At 61.2% G+C, this 20,883-nt stretch carries 23 protein-coding genes; 12 read left to right on the top strand and 11 right to left on the bottom strand.

The annotated features are described in order from the left end of the window. Position 1: 1 nt before the first annotated feature. From Q1A89_RS03950 to Q1A89_RS03930, 5 genes are all read left to right on the top strand, one after another. Positions 2 to 343 carry a ferredoxin family protein gene (locus tag Q1A89_RS03950; protein WP_299724092.1) on the top strand — a complete coding sequence of 114 codons (342 nt, stop codon included), beginning with the start codon at positions 2 to 4 and terminating at the stop codon, positions 341 to 343. Further along, the gene (locus tag Q1A89_RS03945) at positions 343 to 1,209 is read left to right on the top strand and encodes a dihydrodipicolinate synthase family protein (RefSeq protein ID WP_299724089.1); all 867 of its coding nucleotides are present in this window, start codon (positions 343 to 345) and stop codon (positions 1,207 to 1,209) included. The genes Q1A89_RS03950 and Q1A89_RS03945 overlap by 1 nt, the downstream gene beginning before the upstream one ends. 4 nt (positions 1,210 to 1,213) lie before the next feature. Continuing rightward, entirely contained in the window at positions 1,214 to 1,678 is a 465-nt protein-coding gene (locus Q1A89_RS03940; protein ID WP_299724086.1) for a deaminase, read from the top strand. Position 1,679: 1 nt separating this feature from the next. Then, a complete protein-coding gene (locus Q1A89_RS03935; protein ID WP_299724083.1) occupies positions 1,680 to 3,173 on the top strand; it encodes an aldehyde dehydrogenase (NADP(+)) in 1,494 nt (497 codons plus the stop codon). A gap of 315 nt (positions 3,174 to 3,488) precedes the next feature. Continuing rightward, positions 3,489 to 5,567 (top strand): bifunctional sulfate adenylyltransferase/adenylylsulfate kinase, encoded by a 2,079-nt coding sequence (locus Q1A89_RS03930; RefSeq protein WP_299724081.1) that lies wholly within the window; start codon positions 3,489 to 3,491, stop codon positions 5,565 to 5,567. Between the two features lie 898 nt (positions 5,568 to 6,465). On the opposite strand, the gene Q1A89_RS03925 is transcribed toward Q1A89_RS03930, so the two are convergent. The 3 genes from Q1A89_RS03925 to Q1A89_RS03915 form a co-directional block, all read right to left on the bottom strand. Beyond that, the gene (locus Q1A89_RS03925) at positions 6,466 to 7,335 is read right to left on the bottom strand and encodes a PhzF family phenazine biosynthesis protein (RefSeq protein ID WP_299724078.1); all 870 of its coding nucleotides are present in this window, start codon (positions 7,333 to 7,335) and stop codon (positions 6,466 to 6,468) included. Positions 7,336 to 7,430: 95 nt separating this feature from the next. Further along, the gene (locus tag Q1A89_RS03920; protein ID WP_299724075.1) at positions 7,431 to 7,655 is read right to left on the bottom strand and encodes a DUF1150 family protein; all 225 of its coding nucleotides are present in this window, start codon (positions 7,653 to 7,655) and stop codon (positions 7,431 to 7,433) included. Between the two features lie 3 nt (positions 7,656 to 7,658). After that, on the bottom strand, positions 7,659 to 8,069 hold the full coding sequence (locus tag Q1A89_RS03915) for an Hsp20 family protein (protein WP_299724072.1): 411 nt from the start codon (positions 8,067 to 8,069) through the stop codon (positions 7,659 to 7,661). Between the two features lie 159 nt (positions 8,070 to 8,228). Between Q1A89_RS03915 and Q1A89_RS03910 the strand changes: the two genes are divergently transcribed. The 3 genes from Q1A89_RS03910 (at position 8,229) to Q1A89_RS03900 (ending at position 10,147) form a co-directional block, all read left to right on the top strand. Further along, a complete protein-coding gene (locus Q1A89_RS03910) occupies positions 8,229 to 8,453 on the top strand; it encodes a DUF465 domain-containing protein (RefSeq protein ID WP_299724069.1) in 225 nt (74 codons plus the stop codon). An 88-nt stretch (positions 8,454 to 8,541) separates the two neighbouring features. Then, positions 8,542 to 9,027 carry a 5-(carboxyamino)imidazole ribonucleotide mutase gene (gene purE / locus Q1A89_RS03905; protein ID WP_299724066.1) on the top strand — a complete coding sequence of 162 codons (486 nt, stop codon included), beginning with the start codon at positions 8,542 to 8,544 and terminating at the stop codon, positions 9,025 to 9,027. Then, positions 9,020 to 10,147, top strand: a complete 1,128-nt coding sequence (locus Q1A89_RS03900; protein WP_299724063.1) for a 5-(carboxyamino)imidazole ribonucleotide synthase — start codon at positions 9,020 to 9,022, stop codon at positions 10,145 to 10,147. The genes purE and Q1A89_RS03900 overlap by 8 nt, the downstream gene beginning before the upstream one ends. A gap of 9 nt (positions 10,148 to 10,156) precedes the next feature. Here Q1A89_RS03900 and Q1A89_RS03895 read toward each other — a convergent pair whose 3' ends face one another. After that, positions 10,157 to 11,302 carry an alpha-D-ribose 1-methylphosphonate 5-triphosphate diphosphatase gene (locus Q1A89_RS03895; protein ID WP_299724060.1) on the bottom strand — a complete coding sequence of 382 codons (1,146 nt, stop codon included), beginning with the start codon at positions 11,300 to 11,302 and terminating at the stop codon, positions 10,157 to 10,159. After that, positions 11,289 to 12,071, bottom strand: coding sequence for an alpha/beta fold hydrolase (locus tag Q1A89_RS03890; protein WP_299724057.1), 783 nt, complete (start codon positions 12,069 to 12,071; stop codon positions 11,289 to 11,291). Before Q1A89_RS03890 ends, Q1A89_RS03895 begins: the two co-directional genes overlap by 14 nt. Positions 12,072 to 12,144: 73 nt before the next feature. Between Q1A89_RS03890 and Q1A89_RS03885 the strand changes: the two genes are divergently transcribed. Then, positions 12,145 to 12,597 (top strand): NUDIX hydrolase, encoded by a 453-nt coding sequence (locus Q1A89_RS03885; RefSeq protein ID WP_299724054.1) that lies wholly within the window; start codon positions 12,145 to 12,147, stop codon positions 12,595 to 12,597. Here the strand turns inward: Q1A89_RS03885 and Q1A89_RS03880 are convergent. The 5 genes from Q1A89_RS03880 to Q1A89_RS03860 form a co-directional block, all read right to left on the bottom strand. Then, positions 12,563 to 13,411 carry a DMT family transporter gene (locus Q1A89_RS03880; RefSeq protein WP_299724051.1) on the bottom strand — a complete coding sequence of 283 codons (849 nt, stop codon included), beginning with the start codon at positions 13,409 to 13,411 and terminating at the stop codon, positions 12,563 to 12,565. The genes Q1A89_RS03885 and Q1A89_RS03880 overlap by 35 nt on opposite strands. 83 nt (positions 13,412 to 13,494) lie before the next feature. Next, on the bottom strand, positions 13,495 to 14,097 hold the full coding sequence (locus tag Q1A89_RS03875) for a hypothetical protein (RefSeq protein WP_299724048.1): 603 nt from the start codon (positions 14,095 to 14,097) through the stop codon (positions 13,495 to 13,497). A gap of 183 nt (positions 14,098 to 14,280) precedes the next feature. Next, entirely contained in the window at positions 14,281 to 15,018 is a 738-nt protein-coding gene (locus Q1A89_RS03870) for a VPLPA-CTERM sorting domain-containing protein (RefSeq protein WP_299724045.1), read from the bottom strand. A gap of 508 nt (positions 15,019 to 15,526) precedes the next feature. Then, on the bottom strand, positions 15,527 to 17,170 hold the full coding sequence (gene groL / locus Q1A89_RS03865) for a chaperonin GroEL (protein WP_299724042.1): 1,644 nt from the start codon (positions 17,168 to 17,170) through the stop codon (positions 15,527 to 15,529). A gap of 52 nt (positions 17,171 to 17,222) precedes the next feature. After that, entirely contained in the window at positions 17,223 to 17,510 is a 288-nt protein-coding gene (locus Q1A89_RS03860) for a co-chaperone GroES (protein WP_299724039.1), read from the bottom strand. 292 nt (positions 17,511 to 17,802) lie between these two features. On the opposite strand from Q1A89_RS03860, the gene Q1A89_RS03855 reads away from it, so the two are divergent. After that, positions 17,803 to 18,084 carry a PepSY domain-containing protein gene (locus Q1A89_RS03855; RefSeq protein ID WP_299724036.1) on the top strand — a complete coding sequence of 94 codons (282 nt, stop codon included), beginning with the start codon at positions 17,803 to 17,805 and terminating at the stop codon, positions 18,082 to 18,084. Between the two features lie 63 nt (positions 18,085 to 18,147). Continuing rightward, positions 18,148 to 18,642 carry a hypothetical protein gene (locus Q1A89_RS03850; protein WP_299724033.1) on the top strand — a complete coding sequence of 165 codons (495 nt, stop codon included), beginning with the start codon at positions 18,148 to 18,150 and terminating at the stop codon, positions 18,640 to 18,642. 45 nt (positions 18,643 to 18,687) lie between these two features. On the opposite strand, the gene Q1A89_RS03845 is transcribed toward Q1A89_RS03850, so the two are convergent. Beyond that, positions 18,688 to 19,362: a DUF2161 family putative PD-(D/E)XK-type phosphodiesterase gene (locus Q1A89_RS03845; protein ID WP_299724030.1), complete on the bottom strand. Its 675-nt coding sequence runs from the start codon at positions 19,360 to 19,362 to the stop codon at positions 18,688 to 18,690. Positions 19,363 to 19,923: 561 nt separating this feature from the next. Between Q1A89_RS03845 and Q1A89_RS03840 the strand changes: the two genes are divergently transcribed. Further along, positions 19,924 to 20,844, top strand: coding sequence for a manganese-dependent inorganic pyrophosphatase (locus Q1A89_RS03840; protein ID WP_299724027.1), 921 nt, complete (start codon positions 19,924 to 19,926; stop codon positions 20,842 to 20,844). Positions 20,845 to 20,883: the final 39 nt, after the last annotated feature.

Below are 20,883 nucleotides of genomic sequence, written 5' to 3'. Positions count from 1 at the left end.
CATGACTCTGGTCATCACCAGCGCCTGCGTGGACGTCAAGGACGGCATCTGCACCACGTCCTGCCCAGTCGATTGCATCTATGAAGGCGAGCGGATGTACTACATCCACCCCACCGAATGTATCGAATGCGGGATGTGCGAAAGCATTTGCCCGGTGGACGCCATTCGCTACGATGACGAGGTGGACGGGGACGAACAACCATTCGTGGCGCTGAACGATGCCGCCTTTCGCGACAGCGACGGCACTCTGACAGAGCCCGGTGGCTGGAAAAAGGGTGACGCACCCATCAAGGACCCGCCCGATCTGGCAACCTGTTTCCAACCCAAGAAAGAACGCGTGTAATGCAAGGTGTAATTGCGGCTGTCCCAACTCCGATTGACGCGGACCGCGCGCCAATCAAGTCCCTCTTTATCGAACACTGCCAATGGGCGCTGGCCAATGGATGTGACGGGCTGAACATCCTCGGCTCGACCGGCGAGGCCAATTCCTTAGACGCCGAAAGCCGCCGCGCGGTGATGGCATGGGCGGCAGAGGCGCTGCCAAAAGACCAGCTGATGGTGGGCTCTGGCATGCCAGCCCTGCAGGACACCATCGCGATGACCGCGCATGCCGACGATCTGGGCTACAGCGTTGCGCTTGTGCTGCCGCCCTATTACTACAAACCGGTCTCCGAGGCGGGGCTGATCGACTGGTACATGGCCCTGCATGAGGCCTTGGGGAACCGTGCCATACAGGTCTATTTCTACAATTTCCCGCAGATGACGGGCCTGGGCATCCCGGTCAAGGTCATCGCCGAACTGGCACAGCTTGCCCCCGCACGCTTTACCGGGATCAAGGATTCCTCAGGCGATCTCGACTTTTGCCGTAGCATCGTGGCGGCCAATCCGGCACTGCGGGTGTTTCCCAGCTCCGAAACCGCGCTGGAAAGCGCGCAAGACGACGGATTTGCGGGCTGCATCTCTGCCAGCGTCAACATCACAGCCCCCCTCGCAGGCCAGATCTGGGCCCAGCGCACCGCCCCGCCCGCAGATGCCTGCACCGAAATCGCGCGCCAACGCGCTGTCATCGCCGGTCCGACCCTGATTGCAAACGTGAAATCACTGGTCGCGGATCGCACGCAAGACAGCCGCTGGCGGGCCGTCCTGCCCCCGTTTCGCATTCTCCCTGAAACGCAGGGGCAGGATCTGAAATCCGCGCTGGAGGCATAGGGACGTGGCCTATGATGACGTCTGGACCCGCCGCTTCATGGGGATGTGTGACCACGTCGCCAGCTGGTCCGAAGACCGGGATTTCCAGGTCGGATGCGTCATCGTCGACCCCGTCGGACATGAAGTCCGCACAACCGGCTATAACGGCCTGCCGCGCGGCGTGTCGGCACAGGACGACGCCCGCTTTGATCGGGCCAGCGGTGAAAAGTTTTTCTGGATCGAACATGCCGAACGCAATGCGGTCTACAACGCGGTGCGCGGCGGCGTGGCGCTGCTGGGCTGCACGGCCTATGTCAATCGCTTTCCCTGTGCGGATTGTGCACGGGCGTTGATCCAGTCGGGGATCGCCCGCCTTGTCGCCCCGCCCATCCCGGTCGCGGATGGCGCGCTCGATTACAGTTTTCAGGTCTCTCACCGCATGCTGCAAGAGGCGGGCCTGATCATCACGGAATTTCAGGAAGGAACATAAGATGCTCAAGGGCGCTTCACTGGTGGCAGGCGAATGGCTTGGCTCGGATCAGACATTTCAGAACGAACCCACCAACGGGGCACCTGACAGTTTTGCCGCCGGAACGCCGGAGCTGATCAACCGCGCCTGCGACGCCGCCGAAGAGGCGTTCTGGACCTACGGTTACAGCAGCGCCGATGAACGGGCTGCATTCCTGCAAGAGGCCGCCGCACAGATCGAGGCGCGCGGCGCGGACATCACCGCCATGGGCATGAAGGAAACCGGCCTGCCCGAGGCCCGGCTGGAAGGCGAGCGGGGCCGCACGGTGGCGCAATTGCGCATGTTTGCCGATCACATCAAGGCAGGCACGCATCTGGATCACCGCCATGATCCCGCCCTGCCCGACCGCGCACCGATGCCACGCCCGGACCTGCAACTGATGCAGCGTCCCATGGGCCCGGTGGCCATTTTCGGCGCGTCGAACTTCCCGCTCGCCTTTTCCTCGGCAGGCGGTGATACGGCTGCGGCCCTCGCTGCGGGATGCCCCGTCGTGGTCAAAGGGCACCCGGCCCATCCCGGCATTGCCGATCTCATCGCGCAGGCCTTTGACGCCGCGATCAAGGCCACGGGCGTCCATCCCGGTGTCTTCAGCCAGGTTCTGGATGGCGGGTATATCGTCGGCGAAACGCTGGTCAAACACCCCCTGATCCGTGCCGTTGGCTTCACCGGCTCGTTGCGCGCCGGGCGGGCCCTGTTCGACATTGCCGCCGCACGCCCCGAACCGATCCCGTTCTTTGGCGAGCTTGGATCGATCAATCCGATGTTCATCCTGCCTGCCGCCGCAGCGGCGCGCGGCGATGACATAGCCTCCGCCTGGGCCGGGTCGCTGACCATGGGTGCCGGGCAGTTCTGCACCAATCCCGGGATCGCCGTGATGCTGGACGGCCCGGACAGGGACCGCTTCGTTGAACAGGTCACCGCAGCACTCAGCGACGTCGCCCCGCAAACCATGCTGACCGCAGGCATCGCAAAGGCCTTTCAGGGCGGCTGCGAGACCGTCGCGGCGCAAAGCGGGGTGGAGGTTCTGGTCTCTTCCGACAATCCGACGCGCGCGGCGGGCCCGCAATTGTTCACGACCACAGCGGCGCAGTGGCTGGCCAACGAAGCATTGCAACACGAGGTCTTTGGCCCCATGGCCGTGCTTGTGATCGCCAGCGACATGGACGAAATGCGATCCGTGGCCCGCGCGCTCGGGGGGCAACTGACCTGCACGCTGCATCTGGACGACGCTGACACGCGTGACGCGCAAAGCCTCATGCCAATCCTCGAACGCAAGGCGGGACGGCTGCTGGCCAACGGATTCCCCACCGGGGTCGAGGTCTGCGACAGCATGGTGCACAGCGGCCCCTACCCCGCCTCAACCAACTTTGGCGCAACCTCCGTCGGCACCATGGCCATCCGCCGTTTCCTGCGCCCGGTGTGCTATCAGAACATGCCCAGCGCGCTCTTGCCCTAAACGGAGGCACACCCAAAGGCGCCAGCGCGCGGTCACAAATGGCTGTTGATCTGGCAAAATCAGAAAGCCCAAGCGTGATGTGATCTATCATTGTCTGCCTCGGCCTGTGCGCCACGGCAGGGAAACATGAACGGGCCTTGGCGGCAATTGTCGACCACGCCCTGGCCCACCCTGCCACGCGGATTTACACCCGTCCGTGGACCGTGGCACATTAACCACGCTCGTCAAAACCTGCTCGTTCGGCAATGTTTGTTCTTTTGTGAACGCATATTCTCTGACATATGTTCATTCGTGAACAAATGACGAGTGAGCGTGATGCGCAGTACAGCATCCAAAACCAGCGACAGCCACAATGACCAGATGTTTCGTCTGTTGCGTCAGCTCGACATCTCCCCTGAGGCCTCCCAGCGCAGCATGGCCGAGGCCATCGGCGTCTCGCTTGGCCGCCTGAACGCGCTGTTGCGCGAGGCCAAGGCGGCCGGGTTCGTCAAGGTCGGCGACAAGAACGGCCCCGATAAACGCCAACGTTACTCTTATGCCCTTACAACCCGCGGGGCGGGCGAGAAAAACCGCCTGATCGATCAATTCCTGACCCGGAAATTTGCCGAATATGACGCGATCTATTCCGAACTGACGGGCACCACCTCTGGCTTCAATCCTCTCAACTACAGGACCAAACTGATGGAAAATAACCTCGCTCCGATCCCGGAGCTGTTCGTCTCCTATGACAGCGCCCAGAAACTGAAAACCGAAGCGGGCGATTTGGTCAGCTGGGACCTCACCCCGCGTCAGATCTGCGATCTGGAACTGTTGATGAACGGGGGCTTCAACCCGCTCAAGGGGTTCCTGTCCGAGGCCGATTACAACAGCGTCGTGGACACTATGCGCACCGCCGATGGCGCGCTCTGGCCAATGCCTATCACACTGGATGTGAACGAAAAATTCGCCGACGGCCTTGAGATAGGTCAGGACATCGCCCTGCGCGATCAAGAGGGCGTGATCCTTGCCACCATGACCGTCACGGACCGCTGGACACCGAACAAATCGCACGAGGCCGAAAAGGTCTTTGGCGCCGATGATCAGGCCCACCCGGCCGTCAACTATCTGCACAACACCGCTGGCAACATCTACCTCGGCGGCCCCGTCACCGGCATCCAGCAGCCCGTCCACTACGATTTTCGCGCCAAGCGCAACACACCCAACGAATTGCGCGCCTATTTCCGCAAGATGGGCTGGCGCAAGGTTGTCGCCTTCCAGACCCGCAACCCCCTGCACCGCGCCCATCAGGAACTGACCTTCCGCGCCGCGCGCGAGGCACAAGCCAACCTGCTGATCCACCCTGTCGTGGGGCTCACCAAACCCGGTGACGTCGATCACTTCACCCGCGTGCGCTGCTACGAGGCGGTGCTTGACAAATACCCGCAGGCCACCACGTCAATGTCCCTGCTGAACCTCGCCATGCGCATGGCCGGCCCGCGCGAAGCGGTCTGGCACGGCATCATCCGCAAGAACCACGGCTGCACCCACTTCATTGTCGGGCGCGACCACGCAGGCCCCGGTAACAACTCCAAGGGCGAGGAGTTTTACGGCCCCTATGACGCCCAGGACCTCTTCCGCGAGCATCAGGCCGAAATGGGCATCGAAATGGTCGATTTCAAACACATGGTCTGGGTGGACGAGCGTGCCCAATACGAGGCCATTGACGAGATCAAGGACAAGGACAAAGTGACGATCCTCAACATCTCAGGCACCGAATTGCGCCGCCGTCTGCAAGAGGGCCTCGAGATCCCCGAATGGTTCTCCTTCCCCGAAGTGGTCGCCGAATTGCGCCGCACCCGCCCCCCGCGCAACAAGCAGGGCTTTACCGTCTTCTTCACCGGCTTTTCCGGGTCGGGCAAATCCACCATCGCCAACGCCTTGATGGTCAAACTGATGGAGATGGGCGGACGTCCCGTGACGCTGCTCGATGGCGACATCGTGCGCAAAAACCTGTCTTCCGAGCTGGGCTTTTCCAAGGAACACCGCGATCTGAACATCCGCCGCATCGGCTATGTCGCTTCTGAAATCACCAAGAACGGCGGCATCGCCATCTGCGCGCCCATCGCACCCTACGCCACCACGCGCCGCGCCGTCCGCGAAGATGTCGAGGCGTTCGGTGCCTTTGTCGAAGTCCACGTCGCGACCTCGATCGAGGAATGCGAACGGCGCGACCGCAAGGGCCTCTACAAACTGGCGCGCGAAGGCAAGATCAAGGAATTCACAGGAATTTCAGACCCCTATGACGTGCCCACAGATCCCGAGCTGAGCGTAGAGACAGAGAATGTGGACGTCGACAACTGCGCCCATCAGGTTTTGCTCAAACTCGAAAGCATGGGCCTGATCGCCGGTAATTGATGGGCACTATTGCCCATCCTACACAGAACGCGCCCCACCCCCGGGGCGCGTTTTTTTGTGGCTCCCTGTGGGACAAAGCGTCCGCCCAACAACTTGCCACCCAGCCCGGAATCAAGCCGAAGGCGCCGGGCAATAGACAACCCGCCCCGGCGGGATGGCGATATGGTATCTGTCGCGCACAGCAGATCGGGAAGATGAACTTGGCTACCATAAAGCGCACAAGCGGCCAAGTCGGATCGCCCTCCCACGGGCTGTCGATGGCCCAGCTCACATTGAAGCATTGGTGTCGAGGCGGGGCTGAATTCCCAAGGCACAAAAGTAGGGCCGCTGTGCGGACCAAAGCTGCCGCTATTGTCCGGCATGCGAAGTTATTTTGGAGGGTTGTTGGCGGTCCCTGAAACATTACATTTTCAATTATGAGTACTTTCGAAATTCTCAAAATTGAAGACAAGTTCGTTCTAAGTGATGGTCGTTGCTTGATAATGCCCAATTTTCCACTGCTGGAAGGCCTTTCAACGCCCGTCTCCGTACCTGCCGCGCTCAAAAGTTACGATGGAAACTCAAAGACTTGCACCCAAAATTTGGAAGTCACTCACTTAAACATCCCAGGTTCGACTGACGTAAACAGGCGGTGGAGATTGACTCCGAGATTAAGTGAGATCAGTCCAGATGACATATTGATTGGTGACACTTTGATAATCTTTGATTCGGATACCGCAAGCAAATTGCTCAGCAATAAAGCCCCGTAGTTGACGTTGATATCGAAGACTAAGTTTCGAGTAAGTTTGGGCTTAAAGCCGCCATTCATAACACTTCAGTGTTTATCCACCCAGATTGGAATCAAGCGCCAAACACACCCAAACGTAGGATGGGCAATCTGCCCATCACCACCGCACCGTCACAAATGCAAAGTCCCGCTCATCAACACATGCGCATCGCCCGCCACCACAACCCCCGTGATCGCATCGCGCGGCCCCAGCACCTCGACCTGCGCCTGACCCGGGCGGCCCAGCCCGTGCCCCTGTTCTGCCACGAAGCGGGGCGCGTCGATCAAACCCTCGGACCACAGATAGGCCGCCATCGCTCCGGTCGCTGATCCGGTAAAGGGGTCTTCGGGCGGGCTCGGCGGGGCCATTAGCAATCGCCCATAGGTGTCGCCCGCCGGAGTCGCGCCGTTTTGAGTGACCCAGAACGGCTCCATCACATCCGTGCCGTCCACATTCAGATGGTCGAGATAGGCGCGGAACGCCTCCATATCAAAGCGCAACCCCTCAAGGGTGGCGCGGTCGCGCAGCACAGTGATGCAGAACGGCAGCCCGACCGAGACAAAGCGCGGCGGGAACAGGATATCTGCGGGGTCGATCCCGCCCACGGCCGCCACGATCTCGGGCGGCACATGGGTGCCGAATTCGGGCGCGATCTGGGTCATGGAAACCGTGTTGCCCGTCGCTTCGACCGGCACGATCCCGGCCCCGGTTTCCAGCGTGATACGCCCGTCCCCGATCAACCCGCGATGGCGCATCGCCGCCACGGTCGCCACGGTCGGGTGCCCGGCAAAAGGGATCTCGCGGCTGGCCAGAAAATAGCGCACGCGGATGTCGGCGACGTCCGAAGGCCCGGTGAACGTGCATTCCACAAGGGACGTTTCTCGCACAAACGCCGTTGCGGTTTCCACATCCAGTGAGGCACCGTCATGGACCACCGCGCAGCCGTTCCCACCAAAGGCACGGTCCGAAAACGCGTCCACCCAGTCGACGTCAAACGGCATGCGCGGAACCCTTCAAAAGTTAAGAGATGGTAAATTCGCCCCTGCAAGTCATTGAAATGTCAGGGGCGAGGGCGTGTCCCAGCGTGGGACACCTGTCAGTGCAGCGGCTGCGGGGCGTAGTCATTCTGCACTGCCAGCTTGAAGGCCAGCTTGCGATTGGCAACCAGCGCCAGCTGCTGCCCTTCGGCGTCGTGGACGGCAAAAAGCTGCTCCAGCCCGTCGGCCTGATCCCGCACCTCGCGGGGCAGATCGGTGACGGCGATAGGTTTGACATAGACCATGCGACCCACATCGGCATTCAGATCAAAAGACTTGTTCATCACTTACCCTTTCCGAATGTTGATCGTCTGCACGATCGTGTCAGGCTTGGCGCGCGTGAGGTCCACATGCAGCAGCCCGTTTTCCATCACAGCCTCGCCCACATCCACTCCATCGGCGAGGACAAAGCTGCGCTGAAACTGGCGGGCGGCAATGCCACGATGCAAAAATACGCGCCCGTCGGTGTCTTCGCTCTGGCGGCCCCGGATCACAAGCTGGCGGTCTTCGACCGTGATCGACAGGTCCTCTTCGCCAAACCCCGCCACGGCGAGGGTGATGCGATAGGAATAGTCCGAAGTCTGTTCGATGTTGAACGGCGGGTAGCCTTCACTGCCCTTGGCCGTGCGTTCCAGCAGCCGTTCAAGTTGCTCAAATCCCAGCATATGGGGATAGGAAGCCAAAGTCATTTTCGTCATGCGACACGTCCTTTTGGATCAAGCGACCGTCAGTTGGCCCGCCCCGATTTCGGCAGCGGTTGTTATGAATATGGGCAGATTGCGCGATTGGGACAAGGGGTAGGCGTGTCGCGTTGTCGTGATTATATTAACAGTGCAGCAACAATATGGAATCGCCCCATGAACGCTCCTTCGAATATGTCGATGAAATCTGACGACGTGTTGCGATACGAGCTTGAGGTGTTCCGTGCCGAGCACAGCGATCTGGATGCGGCGATCCGCGCCCTGCAACAGGTCGGCACCAGCGATCAGCTGACCATCCAGCGCCTCAAGAAGAAAAAGCTGGCTCTCAAGGACCGCATCGCCAATCTCGAAGACCGGCTGACCCCCGATATCATCGCCTGATGCCCGTAGCCCCGCGCTGTCGGGAAGTGATTGCGCCTGATCCCAAAACCCCTATATTCCGCGCTTCTTCGTTGAGGGAGCCGCAGCCATGACCGTACAGGTTGGCATCATCATGGGCAGCCAATCGGACTGGCCCACCATGCGCGAGGCCGCGCAGATTCTCGACCAGCTCGAGGTGCCCTATGACAGCGCCATCGTCTCGGCCCACCGCACGCCCGACCGGCTGTGGGACTATGGCAAGACGGCTGCGGATCGCGGGCTGAAAGTGATCATTGCAGGCGCCGGGGGTGCTGCCCACTTGCCGGGCATGATGGCCTCCAAAACCCGGGTGCCGGTGATTGGCGTGCCGGTACAGACCAAGGCACTGTCCGGGGTCGACTCTTTATACTCCATCCTGCAGATGCCACGCGGCTTTCCGGTTGCGACCATGGCGATTGGGTCTGCGGGTGCGGCCAATGCCGGGCTGATGGCCGCTGGTATTCTCGCCCTTGGCGATCCGGCCCTTGCGGCACGCCTTGATGCGTGGCGCGCGGCGCTGAGTGCTTCGATCCCCGAGGTTCCGCAGGATGACTGAACCGCTGACGCGTGACAGTGCTGCGCCTTTGGCGCAAGGCGCGACCATCGGCATTCTCGGCGGTGGCCAACTGGGCCGTATGCTGAGCGTGGCGGCCAGCCGTCTCGGCTTTCGCACCCACATCTTTGAACCCGGTGCCAATCCCCCGGCCGGCGATGTCGCGCATCTCGTGACCACGGCCCCGTACGAGGACAATGACGCGCTTTTTGCCTTTGCCAGCACCGTTGATGTCATCACCTACGAATTCGAGAATATCCCCACCCTCACACTGGACGCACTCGAAGATCACGCGCCCATCCGACCCGGTCGCGAGGCACTGCGGGTCTCTCAGGACCGGCTGGTGGAAAAGGACTATCTGAGCAATCTGGGCCTGCGCACCGCCCCTTATGCGGATGTGCCGGACACGGCCGCCCTTGCGCTGGCGCTGGCGCAGATCGGTGCGCCTGCGATCCTGAAAACCCGTCGCTTTGGCTATGACGGCAAGGGGCAGGTGCGCATCACCGACCCGACCAAGGCCGAGGCGGCGCTGGCAGAGATGAAGGGCGCACCCGCGATCCTCGAAGGGTTTGTCGACTTTTCCCACGAAGTGTCCGTCATCGCCGCGCGTGGCCCGGACGGGTCTGTTGCCTGTTTCGATCCCGGTGAAAACGTGCATCGTGATGGCATCCTGCACACGACCACTGTGCCCGCCAATCTCAGCGCGTCGCAGCGCACGGATGCGATCCTGATTGCGGCCAACATCCTCAATGCGCTGGATTATGTGGGCGTGATGGGGGTCGAGCTGTTTGTGACCCGCGCGGGCCTCGTGGTGAACGAGATTGCGCCGCGCGTGCACAACTCCGGGCACTGGACGCAGAATGGCTGCGTCGTGGACCAGTTCGAGCAGCACATTCGCGCCGTTGCGGGCTGGCCCCTTGGCGATGGCAAGCGGCATGCGGATGTGGTGATGGAGAACCTGATCGGCGACGATATGGCGCGCGTGCCCGAATTGGCCCGCGATCCGGCGACTGCCCTGCACCTTTACGGCAAGGCCGAAGCACGCGCGGGGCGCAAGATGGGGCATGTAAACCGGATACAGTCCGAGGGCTTGTTGCGTGCAACGCCCGGAGCCGACCGGTAGGGCGGGGTTTCACCCCGCCTCTACGAACCGCTCGGCGATGTCGCCGCACATGTAACTGACCCGTCCGCCCGCAATGGTCGCGGCGACCCGGTCGTCAGCGTCCAAAACCACCAGATCCGCCCGCTTGCCCGGCTCCAAGGTGCCGCGATCGCTCAACCCCAACACCGCCGCCGGGCCGGACGACACCAGCGCCCAGGCCCCGGCCAAGTCCATCAGCCCGGAGCGGGCCAGCATCAACGCCGCGCGGCGCGGGCTGGGATAGTGATAATCCGAGGCCAGCGCGTCGCAGAACCCCATCGCCACCAGATCAAGGGCTGAGACATTGCCCTTGTGTGACCCACCCCGCACCACGTTGGGCGCGCCAAGCACCACGTGACTGCCTGCGTCTTGGGCGGCCTCTGCCGCCACCTGCGTTTCCGGGAATTCTGCAATGTCCGCGCCGCGTTCCATCCACGCCGCGCGCCCGTGGGCCGTGGCATCATCATGGCTGCCCAGCCGCACACCGGCCTTGACCAGTTCCGCGCAGAGCGGGTCAAGCATGTCCTGCGCCAGCCCCGCATTGGCGTGCAGGTCGAGCAGCATCTGGAAATGCGCCTCCGGGTTGCGCCCGGCCTTGAGCGCCTGCCCGGTCAAGCGCGGGGGTTTGCGCCCCTCGGCCAGACGATCATGGGGCAGATGGTCGTTGAATACCACATAGCCGACGCCCCATTGCGCCACACGGGCGGGCAGGTCTGCATAGAGATCCGTCAGCGCTATCTCGAAGCGGAGTTGCGGGCGCAGGTCAGTGACCACTTCGGCTCGCACTTCGTGCAGGGTCGAAAACACCTGATCGGCAAAATCGAACCCACGCAAACCACCTTCCCAGCTTACGAACTGGGCCAGAACGCCGGTGGTGATGCCATTGGCGGCAAGCTCGGCCTCGACCGCGCGCAGGCCCTCGTCCATCTGCTTCATCGCGCCGCGACGCGGGGCGACGTGCCGTTCGAACCCGTCGCCATGCACATCGACGATTCCGGGCAACACACGATACCCATTCAGGTCCACCGCACGCCCCGTCGGAGCATCTGCAATGACGCCTTCGGCCAGCGGCAGCGGCGCGCAACGCAGCTCGTCCGGAAACAGCACCTCGCCGCCCGTCAGATCAATTGTCAGCATCGCGATCCCCGACCAAGCAGGCGGCTCCCGGACAGCCAAGCTGGTCCAGCACCTCGTCCACCCAGCCGATGTCGCGATCAAAATGGCCGCTGCGCAGGAATGTCAGCGTCTGGGTGATGACATTGGGATTGTTCATCATGAACGTGTGGGTCACCGGCATCACGATGTGATCGGTCATGCCTGCCACAGGGGTCGAGAGCACCGACACCTTGCCATCATCCCGCCCCGGCAAGAGCGAGGAAAAATAGGGGTTGAGCGACTGATCCCCGGCAATGATGCCCACCGGGTAATCCACACCGGGCAAGCCGCGTGGCAGGTTGTTGGGTCCGGTGCCAAGTTGCCCGCCAGCCGGGCCGTTGATCCAGCCGAAAACTTCGAGATCGTTGAACGTGTCGACCACTTCGCTGCCCCGGTTGGGCGGGGCCAGCATCACCACCCGGCCCAGCCGCTTGGGGCGGGGATGGTTGGCAAACCAGTAGCGTACAAGGATGCCGCCCATCGAGTGGGTCACGAAATGCACTGTCTGATCACCGCAGGCCGCAATTGCCTGCGGCATCACCGCCGCCGCAAGGGTCTGCACCGTTTCCGAAGTCGACGGATAGCCCGGACGCACCACCTTGTAGCCTTCGGCGCGCAAGGCGCCCTCCATCACCAGCAGGGATGCCTCGGACCGCGCGAGCCCATGCAGCAGCACAACGCAGTCCGCCGCCGCCGCGCGGGGCAAGACAAGAGAGGCCATCAGGGCAAAAAGGGCGATACAGAACTTCATAACGCTTGAGATAGTGCGATCGCACGCCCTATGGAATGGGGACGTTTCGTTACTCTTGAAAAGATTGTCCAGAATGCGCCCGAAATCCCCTCGCCTTGCCGTTCGCGCCGTCATCGTCGAAGACGGGCGCATCCTGATGGTCAATGCGTGGCCTGATGGGCAAAGCCCGCTGATGTGTGCCCCTGGTGGCGGGGTCGAGGTGGGCAGCAGCCTGCCCGACAACCTGATCCGCGAAGTGCGCGAGGAAACCGGGTTGGAGATCGAGGTGGGCGCGCCCTGCCTTGTGAACGAGTTTCACGACCCCGGCGGCAGCTTTCATCAGGTCGATGTCTATTTCCGCTGCACCGTGGTGCCGGGCTCGCCGCGCCCTGACCGCTGGAACGATCCCGAAGAGATCGTGACCGAGCGGCGCTGGTTGACCCGCACCGAACTGGCCGCAACCCCGCACAAGCCCGACAGTCTGGCCGCGGTTGCCTTTGGTGAGGATGGCATCAGCTACGACCCGCTTGAGCCGCTGGTGCGGTAACAGTCAGCGCGATGCCGCCCAGCACAAGAACGGCGGCGATCAGGATCGTGAGTGTCACTGCCTCGCCCAGCAGCAGCGCGCCTGCGACGATGGCGATGATCGGCACGCTCAGCTGCACAACCGCGGCGGTCTGCCCGGCCAGTTGCGGCAACACGTGATACCACAGCGCATAGCCCAGCCCCGAGGTCAGCGCGCCGGATGCAATGGCCAGCGCAATGCCCGATGGGGCCGCGTGCAGGCCCGCACCCACCAGCAGGACCAGCAGCATGGGCATCGCCACGACAAAATTGGCCGCCGTGGTGGCCAGCGGATCAGCGCTGCCCTTACCTGCCAGCGTGTAGATCGCCCAACCGATCCCGGCCATGACCATCAAAAGGGCGCCGACGAGGTCTCCGCCCGCGCCGTCCCGCGGCCAAAGCGCGAGGATCAGGCCGACAAAGGCCACGGAGGCGCCGCCAAGCTGACGGGCTGTGGGGGCAGCCCCGCGCAGGGCCGACCAGCCGAACATCACCACCTGCACGGTGCCAAACAGGATCAGTGCCCCAAGGCCGGCATTGAGGCTGACATAGGCCAGTGAAAAGCCGATCATATAGGCCGACAGGCTTGCAGCCCCCAGCAGACGGCCCCGCCCTGCCACGGGCAGCCCGCCACCCCGCACGCTCAGGATCATGCACAGGGCCACCGCGCCCGCCAGCACGCGGATCATCGCAAAGCTGGACGGGTCAATCGCGCCGCTGTCCACTGCCACGCGGTTCAGGACCGAATTGGCGGCAAAGGCGATCATGGTGAGGGTGGTGAGAAGGGCAATGCGCATGGGCGCACTCTTATCGCAGATGCAGCCGCGCACAAGCGGCAGATGACCCGGGCGCAGCGCGTGGCGCGCCGGGTCATCCAAAGTCACAACATGTTCAGAACCAGTTCTTCGCAGTCATCCAGACGCTTGGTGCTTGGGGGCTGCCGTTTCGGGTGGTCCTCGCACAGCGCGTCGTTCAAAGCGGCGCGCCCGGCGCAGGTGTCACCGAGGGCGTATTCGATCAGGGCGGTCTTCAGATCAGCCCGGGATGCCATAATCCTGATCCCAAGGGCCTCGGCCACCAGACTCTCATCCGTGCGGATGGTGGCATAGGCGAAATCGCGGGCCTGTTCGGAGGTCTGGAACGCTTCTTCAAAATTGGCATCCATCACACGCAAGACTTCGACAGAGGCAAAGGCCAACCCTTTCTGGAGCGTGTCCACTTCCGCGGTCTTCGGTTCGTGGATGGCGTCGTTCATCCTTTTGCGAAGCTCGCCGGAAATGTTGACGGCCTTTTGGCTGTTGGTGTGGATGTAGTCCCAATAAAGTTGGAGCGGGTTCCGTCTGAGCACCATGTAGTCGTGCATGAAACCGATGGTTTCGGGGGCGTTCCTTGATTTCACGAATGCCTCGTAATGAGAGAGCAAGGTCGGTGATTTCAGAACGTCCAGGATGCTGGTCTTGTAGTGTCTTCCTGCGATTTGCATGTCATCTCTCCTGCGATCATTGACCGTTTGATCTGGTCTCATCAGGGAAACACGCAGGCGCGCAGGTTAATTCGCGTGAATGGCAACATTTTTTGAGACGTGCAGGAATGCGCCGATGCAAAAACAAAAGGGGCCGCCCAGAAGGCAGCCCCTTTCGGTTGTCTTAACTTCAGATGACGTGGGTCAGCTCTGGCGCTTTTGCTTGCGGCGCATCAGGCCCATGCCGCCGAGACCGGCAAGCAGCATCCAACCAGCGGCTGGCAGAGGCACAGCAGGTGGGTTTACGATCTGTGCGAGGTCGCCAACGATCATGTCGTCAAACCCGAAGAAGTCGGCACCACTGGAATTGGAGAACGCGATGTTCGTATAACTTTCGGTCAGGTCAAGGAAACCGAAGAACAACACACCGCCGTCATTTGCGTTGGTTGAGTTCGGAATGACGAGGTTGGTCACTGCGCCACCCACGGCTGTCAGCGCGAGGCTCAACGTGCCGCCGAAGTCGCCGATGTCCGTTCCGTAGAAACCGAACGCCGAAATCGCCGACGTAAAGGCAATGTTGAAACCGCCGCCGCCATCAACTTCGACCCAGTTGCTTCCTGACGTTGCGAAACGGCCTGCAAAGGGAACGCCGTTTTCAACACGGGCCGATCCACCTGTCAGAGTCGCCGTCACGTTTCCGCTTGTGACGGGGAATACCAATGGCAGTGGCGGCAGCGTTCCTTGTGCGAAACCTTCGAAGTCTTCTGTGCCGACTCCAGGATCCAGTGCCGCGACAAAGTTGTTGCGTGCTGTTTCTGCGGCTCCGCCGGCAGGCACTGATGTGACCAGACCCATATCTTCACCGAAGAAAGTGATGGGCGCTGCCTGTGCAAGACCCGGCAATGCCAGGGCAAGTACTGCAGCAAAAATTGGTGCTCTCATTTTAATATTTCCTCTTGATTAACGTTAATGAACGTAAGGTTAACAGAATTCGCCTTATTTAGGAGTCTGGAATGCCATACCGGCGCCACATTCCCGTAGCGCGCGAATCTCAATAGTTGACCTTGACGCCAACCAGCATCAACTTCTGCATGCGAAATTCGGCCCGTCACACGCCAGGTCGGAAAAACTCAATAACTTTATGGCCTTACCGAACAAATCAACAAAGCGTTCAGAAATAGGGCATTGTGCCGGATTTCTGAACGAAACTCCCGAAATTCGCACATCAATGCCCCAGGCGTCCCGAATCGCGTGCAAGTGATTCGCTTTTTCGAGCCATCAATCATGTGCGGATTCGGGGGGCTGTGGCGGGCAAAAAATGACCCGTTTCGCATGCAAAAAGGGCGCCCTATCGGACGCCCTTGATCGTATGTTTTCTGGTCGGTCCCGTCGGTGCCTGACCAAGGCCAAACACCGGTCGGGATCGCGCGTTTCGCAGTGCGAAACGTGTTTACATCATGCCGCCCATGCCGCCCATGTCGGGCATGCCGCCGGGTGCGCCTGCGCCTTCTTTGGCAGGCTTGTCGGCCACCATCGCTTCGGTAGTGATCAGCAGACCGGCAACCGAGGCTGCGTCCTGCAGCGCTGTGCGCACCACTTTGGCAGGGTCGATCACGCCGAACTTGAACATGTCGCCATATTCTTCGGTCTGTGCGTTGAAGCCGAATGTGACGTCGCTGCTTTCGCGGATTTTGCCCGCAACAACCGACCCGTCAACGCCCGAGTTCTCGGCGATCTGACGCAGAGGCGCTTCGATGGCCTTGCGCACGATTGTGATGCCGACGTCTTGATCAGAGTTTGCACCCTTGAGACCGTCCAGCGATTTGCCAGCCTGGATCAGGGCGACACCGCCACCGACAACAACACCTTCTTGCACGGCCGCACGGGTCGCGTTCAGGGCATCGTCAACGCGGTCTTTGCGCTCTTTCACTTCGACTTCGGACATGCCGCCGACGCGGATCACGGCAACACCGCCAGCCAGTTTGGCCACACGCTCTTGCAGTTTTTCACGGTCGTAGTCGGAGGTTGTTTCCTCGATCTGGCCACGGATCTGTGTCACGCGCGCTTCGATCTCGGCTTTTTCACCGGCACCGTCGATGACAGTGGTTTCGTCCTTGGTGATCTGAACGCGCTTGGCGGTGCCCAGCATGTCCATGGTCACGGATTCCAGCTTCATGCCCAGCTCTTCGGAGATCACCTGACCGCCGGTCAGAATGCCGATGTCCTGCAGCATGGCTTTGCGGCGATCGCCGAAACCAGGTGCTTTGACAGCTGCGATTTTCAGACCGCCGCGCAGTTTGTTCACAACCAGAGTTGCAAGGGCTTCGCCCTCAACATCTTCGGCGATGATCAGCAGGGGTTTCTGCGACTGGATCACCTGCTCGAGCAGGGGCACCATGGGCTGCAGCGACGAGAGTTTTTTCTCGTGCAGCAGGATCAGGCAGTCTTCCAGCTCGGCTGTCATCTTGTCTGCGTTGGTCACGAAGTAAGGCGACAGGTAGCCGCGGTCGAACTGCATGCCTTCGACAACATCGGTCTCTGTTTCCAGGCCTTTGTTCTCTTCGACGGTGATCACACCTTCGTTGCCGACTTTCTGCATCGCATCGGCGATCTGACGACCGATTTCGGCCTCACCGTTGGCAGAGATGGTACCGACCTGGGCAACTTCGTCGCTGTCGGTCACGTCACGTGCGGCAGCTTTGATCGACTCGACAACCTTGGTTGTGGCCAGATCGATGCCGCGTTTGAGGTCCATCGGGTTCATGCCAGCGGCAACCGATTTCATACCTTCTTTGATGATCGCGGCAGCGAGAACTGTCGCGGTTGTGGTGCCGTCGCCGGCCTCGTCATTGGTGCGAGAAGCAACTTCTTTCACCATCTGCGCGCCCATGTTCTCGAACTTGTCTTCCAGTTCGATTTCCTTGGCGACCGATACACCGTCCTTGGTGATGCGCGGTGCGCCGAAGGATTTGTCCAGAACCACGTTGCGACCCTTGGGGCCGAGAGTCACGCGGACGGCGTCTGCCAGCGTGTTCACGCCTTTCAGCATGCGGTTACGGGCATCTGTATTGAACTTGACGTCCTTAGCAGCCATGATTTTTCTCCTTTGAGAATGTTGGTTGAGGGATCAGAGAAGCGGCGTGCGCTTACTCGATGATCCCCATGATGTCGGATTCTTTCATCATCAGCAGTTCTTCACCGTCGATGGTGACTTCGGTGCCAGACCATTTGCCGAACAGCACCTTGTCGCCGGCTTTCACGGCCATTTCGATCAGCTCACCGCTGTCCTTGCGGGCACCGGGGCCTGCGGACACGATTTCGCCTTCGCTTGGCTTTTCCTTGGCGCTATCGGGGATGATAAGTCCGCCAGCGGTTTTCTCTTCGCTTTCCGTGCGGCGTACCAGCACGCGGTCATGAAGCGGTTTCAATGCCATCTTTGCAGCTCCTTAAGGCTCAAAGTTTCCTTCCCAGACCCCGAGTTAGGGGCCATTAGCACTCGCCTTGCTTGAGTGATAACGGAGCGTAGTTAGGCGGCTGCGCGCTGCGAGTCAACGCTTTGCCTGCGCAGGCTTGCGAAAAATTTTCAACAAGGCCGCTTTGGCGCGGTAAACCTTCGGCCTAGGCCCCGACGTTTCGGCCAAAAGTCAAATTCAGAATGGGCGGGCCGCTCCACACCTCACTCCCAGCCGCACTGACGCGGCACAATGTGAAAAGTGGAGAAAACACATGACATCCTTTGCAAAACCCGCCCTGATCACCGCCCTTCTTTTTCCTGCTACCGCCTTTGCCGGGCTGGATGTGGGCCAGTCCCTTGGCTCGACCGAAGCGGATGTGCGTGCCGCCCTGACCAGCATGGGATACGAGGTGCAAGAAATCGAAGTCGAGGACGGCGAAATCGAGGCCGAAGTCACGCTGGACGGCGTGGCGATGGAAATCGAAGTCGCGATGGACACCGGCCTGATCACGGAAATCGAAGCGGAGGATGACGAAACCAACAGCGACGACTAAGCTGCACAGACCAGTGGCTGCCCGGCGAATACCCGGGCGGCCAAACACCAAGAAAGACCTGAAATGCCATCACGCCGTATCATCCTCTGGGGCCTGTTTTCCTTGCAGGCCGTTTGCTGTGCCTATTTCACCATGGACGTCGTGATTGACCTGTTCGCTCCGGGTCATGCGAACGCCTTGGCGGAAAGTGATGTGATCGAGGGGATCGTGACCCTTGCCCTGTTTCTTGGGCTTGTGTTCACCGGATCAGAATTGCGTCAGATGCTGCGCCGTCAGGACCAGATCACCGATCAGCTCAAAATCGCGTCGGGCGCATTCGCTGAACTGCTCGAGGTTCGCTTTGGCGAATGGCAACTGACCGAAGCCGAACGGGCTGTCGCCGTGCTCGCAATCAAAGGCTATTCCGTGGCCGAAATGGCCAAACTGCGCGACACGGCCCAAGGGACGATCAAGGCGCAATGCGCGGCCCTATATCGCAAGGCCGACGTGTCGGGTCGGTTGCAATTGCTGAGCCTGTTTCTGGATGATCTCATGGCGGACACGCTGATCCCTGCGTGACGTTCTGCAAACCGGAAAACGCGCCGGACTCTGTGTCAAAGCCCGCTACCCCCCAAGCACGGTGCCCGACGAGGCCACCGCCTCAGCCCCTTTTGGCGTCAGTCCATAGACACCTTTTTCGACCTTTTCGAACCAGCCATAATGGTCGTCGCGCATCATGGTCGTGGCCCGTGCGATGCCGGTTTCACGCGCCACATCCGCGCCTTTGCAGGCCCCCACCTCAAACAGGTACATGGCCAGTTTCAGCGCATCCTGCCGATAGGCCGTGATCAGACCCACGCGGGTCTGTCCGCCATCGTTGGGATCGCCCACGCGTCCGGCAAACTCCTTGAGCAACTGGCCCTGTTTGCGCGTGTTCTTGCGCGGCGCGTAAGGCCCAGGGTCGCAATGCACCTGCACCAGACTGTCGCTGAGTCGCACGGTCATCAGACCCAACCCAAGACGGCGGCATAGCCGCGTCATCTCTTTCACGGATTTCAGAAACCGTTTCCCCTTGCCCCGCGCCACAGCCATGTAGACCTCGTCCGAGACCGACAGCCGCGCCACGCATTGATGCACAAGCGTGAGGGAAAAACCGAGCTTGAGTTCCACGATCACCGGCGGCTCGCCGCCACGCACTGCAACTACATCGGCCGCGCCCACTTCGGATTTCACCACATATCCCTGCCCTTCGAGAAAGGTTTTGACGGGTGGATAAAGGTCGGTTTCGCGTGCGCTCACGGGGCGTCGTCCGGACTGGGATGGGCCACGCGAGGAAACCCCACGCGCGGCCCCGATGCAAGGGCCTAGCGCCCGCCGGTGCGCCCGGGAATGCGGGGCGGCCGGCCGCCCCGCACCTGAGTGCGCAGATGGGCGGGTCGGGCTGCGGGCGCAGGTGGCCGGGCCGCCTTTGGGGCTTTGGTGGCAGGACGATGGGTGCCGCGTTTTGCGGCGGGTTTGGATTTTCTGGGCATGAGGTGCCCCTTTCGCGTCTGAAGAACTGGAAACGCGCACGCCGCGCGCATGATCCCCGCGCTTGCGGGTCAGCCGTGCTGGTCCATTGTCAGATCACTCCTGAAATCGAGGCGCACCAATCGCGTGGTGCAGGATCGGGTGGGCGGTCAGGCCAGGTTGTCCATGTGCAGGGCACTCCTTTTCAGATGCCGAAATCATAACCCGAGGGTGCGCGCGGATCAACCGCGCGCCCGGCGCGACACTGCGGCCCATTTGCCCCCCGTGACACCGCAGGACAGCTTGTTATAAGGGCGCAAAATCTCTCCCCTCTGCAAGGACGCCCTGCCCATGACAACCCTGGTTTTTGGCCACAAATCACCTGACACCGATTCCACCGGCTCCCCCATCATCTGGGCGTGGTACCTGAACGAGGTCAAAGGCTCCGAAGCCGAGGCGGTGCTGCTGGGCGAGCCCAACACCGAAGCGGCCTTTGTTCTGAAAAAGTGGGACTTGCCCAAGCCGCGCATCATCTCATCCGTGGACGCGGACCAGCCGGTTGTGATCGTGGACACCAACAACCCGGCTGAATTGCCAGACAACATCAATGATGCCGACATCACCGGCATCATCGACCACCACAAGTTGGTCGGCGGGCTGGAAACCAAGGGCCCCATCGACATCCGGATCGAGCCTCTGGCCTGCACCGCCACCATCATGTGGAAGATGATCGGCAAGGACATGGCTCAGGCCCCGGCATGGGTCAAAGGCGCGATGCTGTCCTGCATCCTGTCCGACACGCTCGAATTCCGCTCGCCCACCACAACGCAGGAAGACAAGGCCATCGCCTATGATCTGGCGCGCGATCTCGGAATCGACATCCCGCTTTATGCGGCCGAAATGTTCGAGGCGAAATCGGATGTGTCGGCCTTTTCCGACGCCGAACTGCTGCGGATGGACAGCAAGGAATACACTGTGGACGGCACCGAATTCCGCGTCTCGGTTCTGGAAACCACGGCGCCCAAGATCGTGCTGGATCGCAAGGACAGCCTGATGGCGTCGATGGTCGATGTCGCCAAGGAAGACGGCGCGGACGAAGTGCTGCTGTTCGTGGTCGACATCCTGAACGAAGAGGCGACGATGCTGATCCCCAATGACCGGGTGAAGGGTGTGGCCGAAAAGAGCTTTGGTGCCACCGTGTCTGGCGACACCGTCGTCCTGCCAGGCGTGATGAGCCGCAAGAAACAGATCATCCCGAATCTCAAGGTCTGAGACCGGGTTGGCGCAGGACACCAGCGCCTTACTTTCCAA

The organism is uncultured Tateyamaria sp., from assembly GCF_947503045.1.
Taxonomy (GTDB): domain Bacteria; phylum Pseudomonadota; class Alphaproteobacteria; order Rhodobacterales; family Rhodobacteraceae; genus Tateyamaria.
Note: the sequence above shows the minus strand (reverse complement) of the source record. Positions and strands in the feature narration are given on the sequence as shown.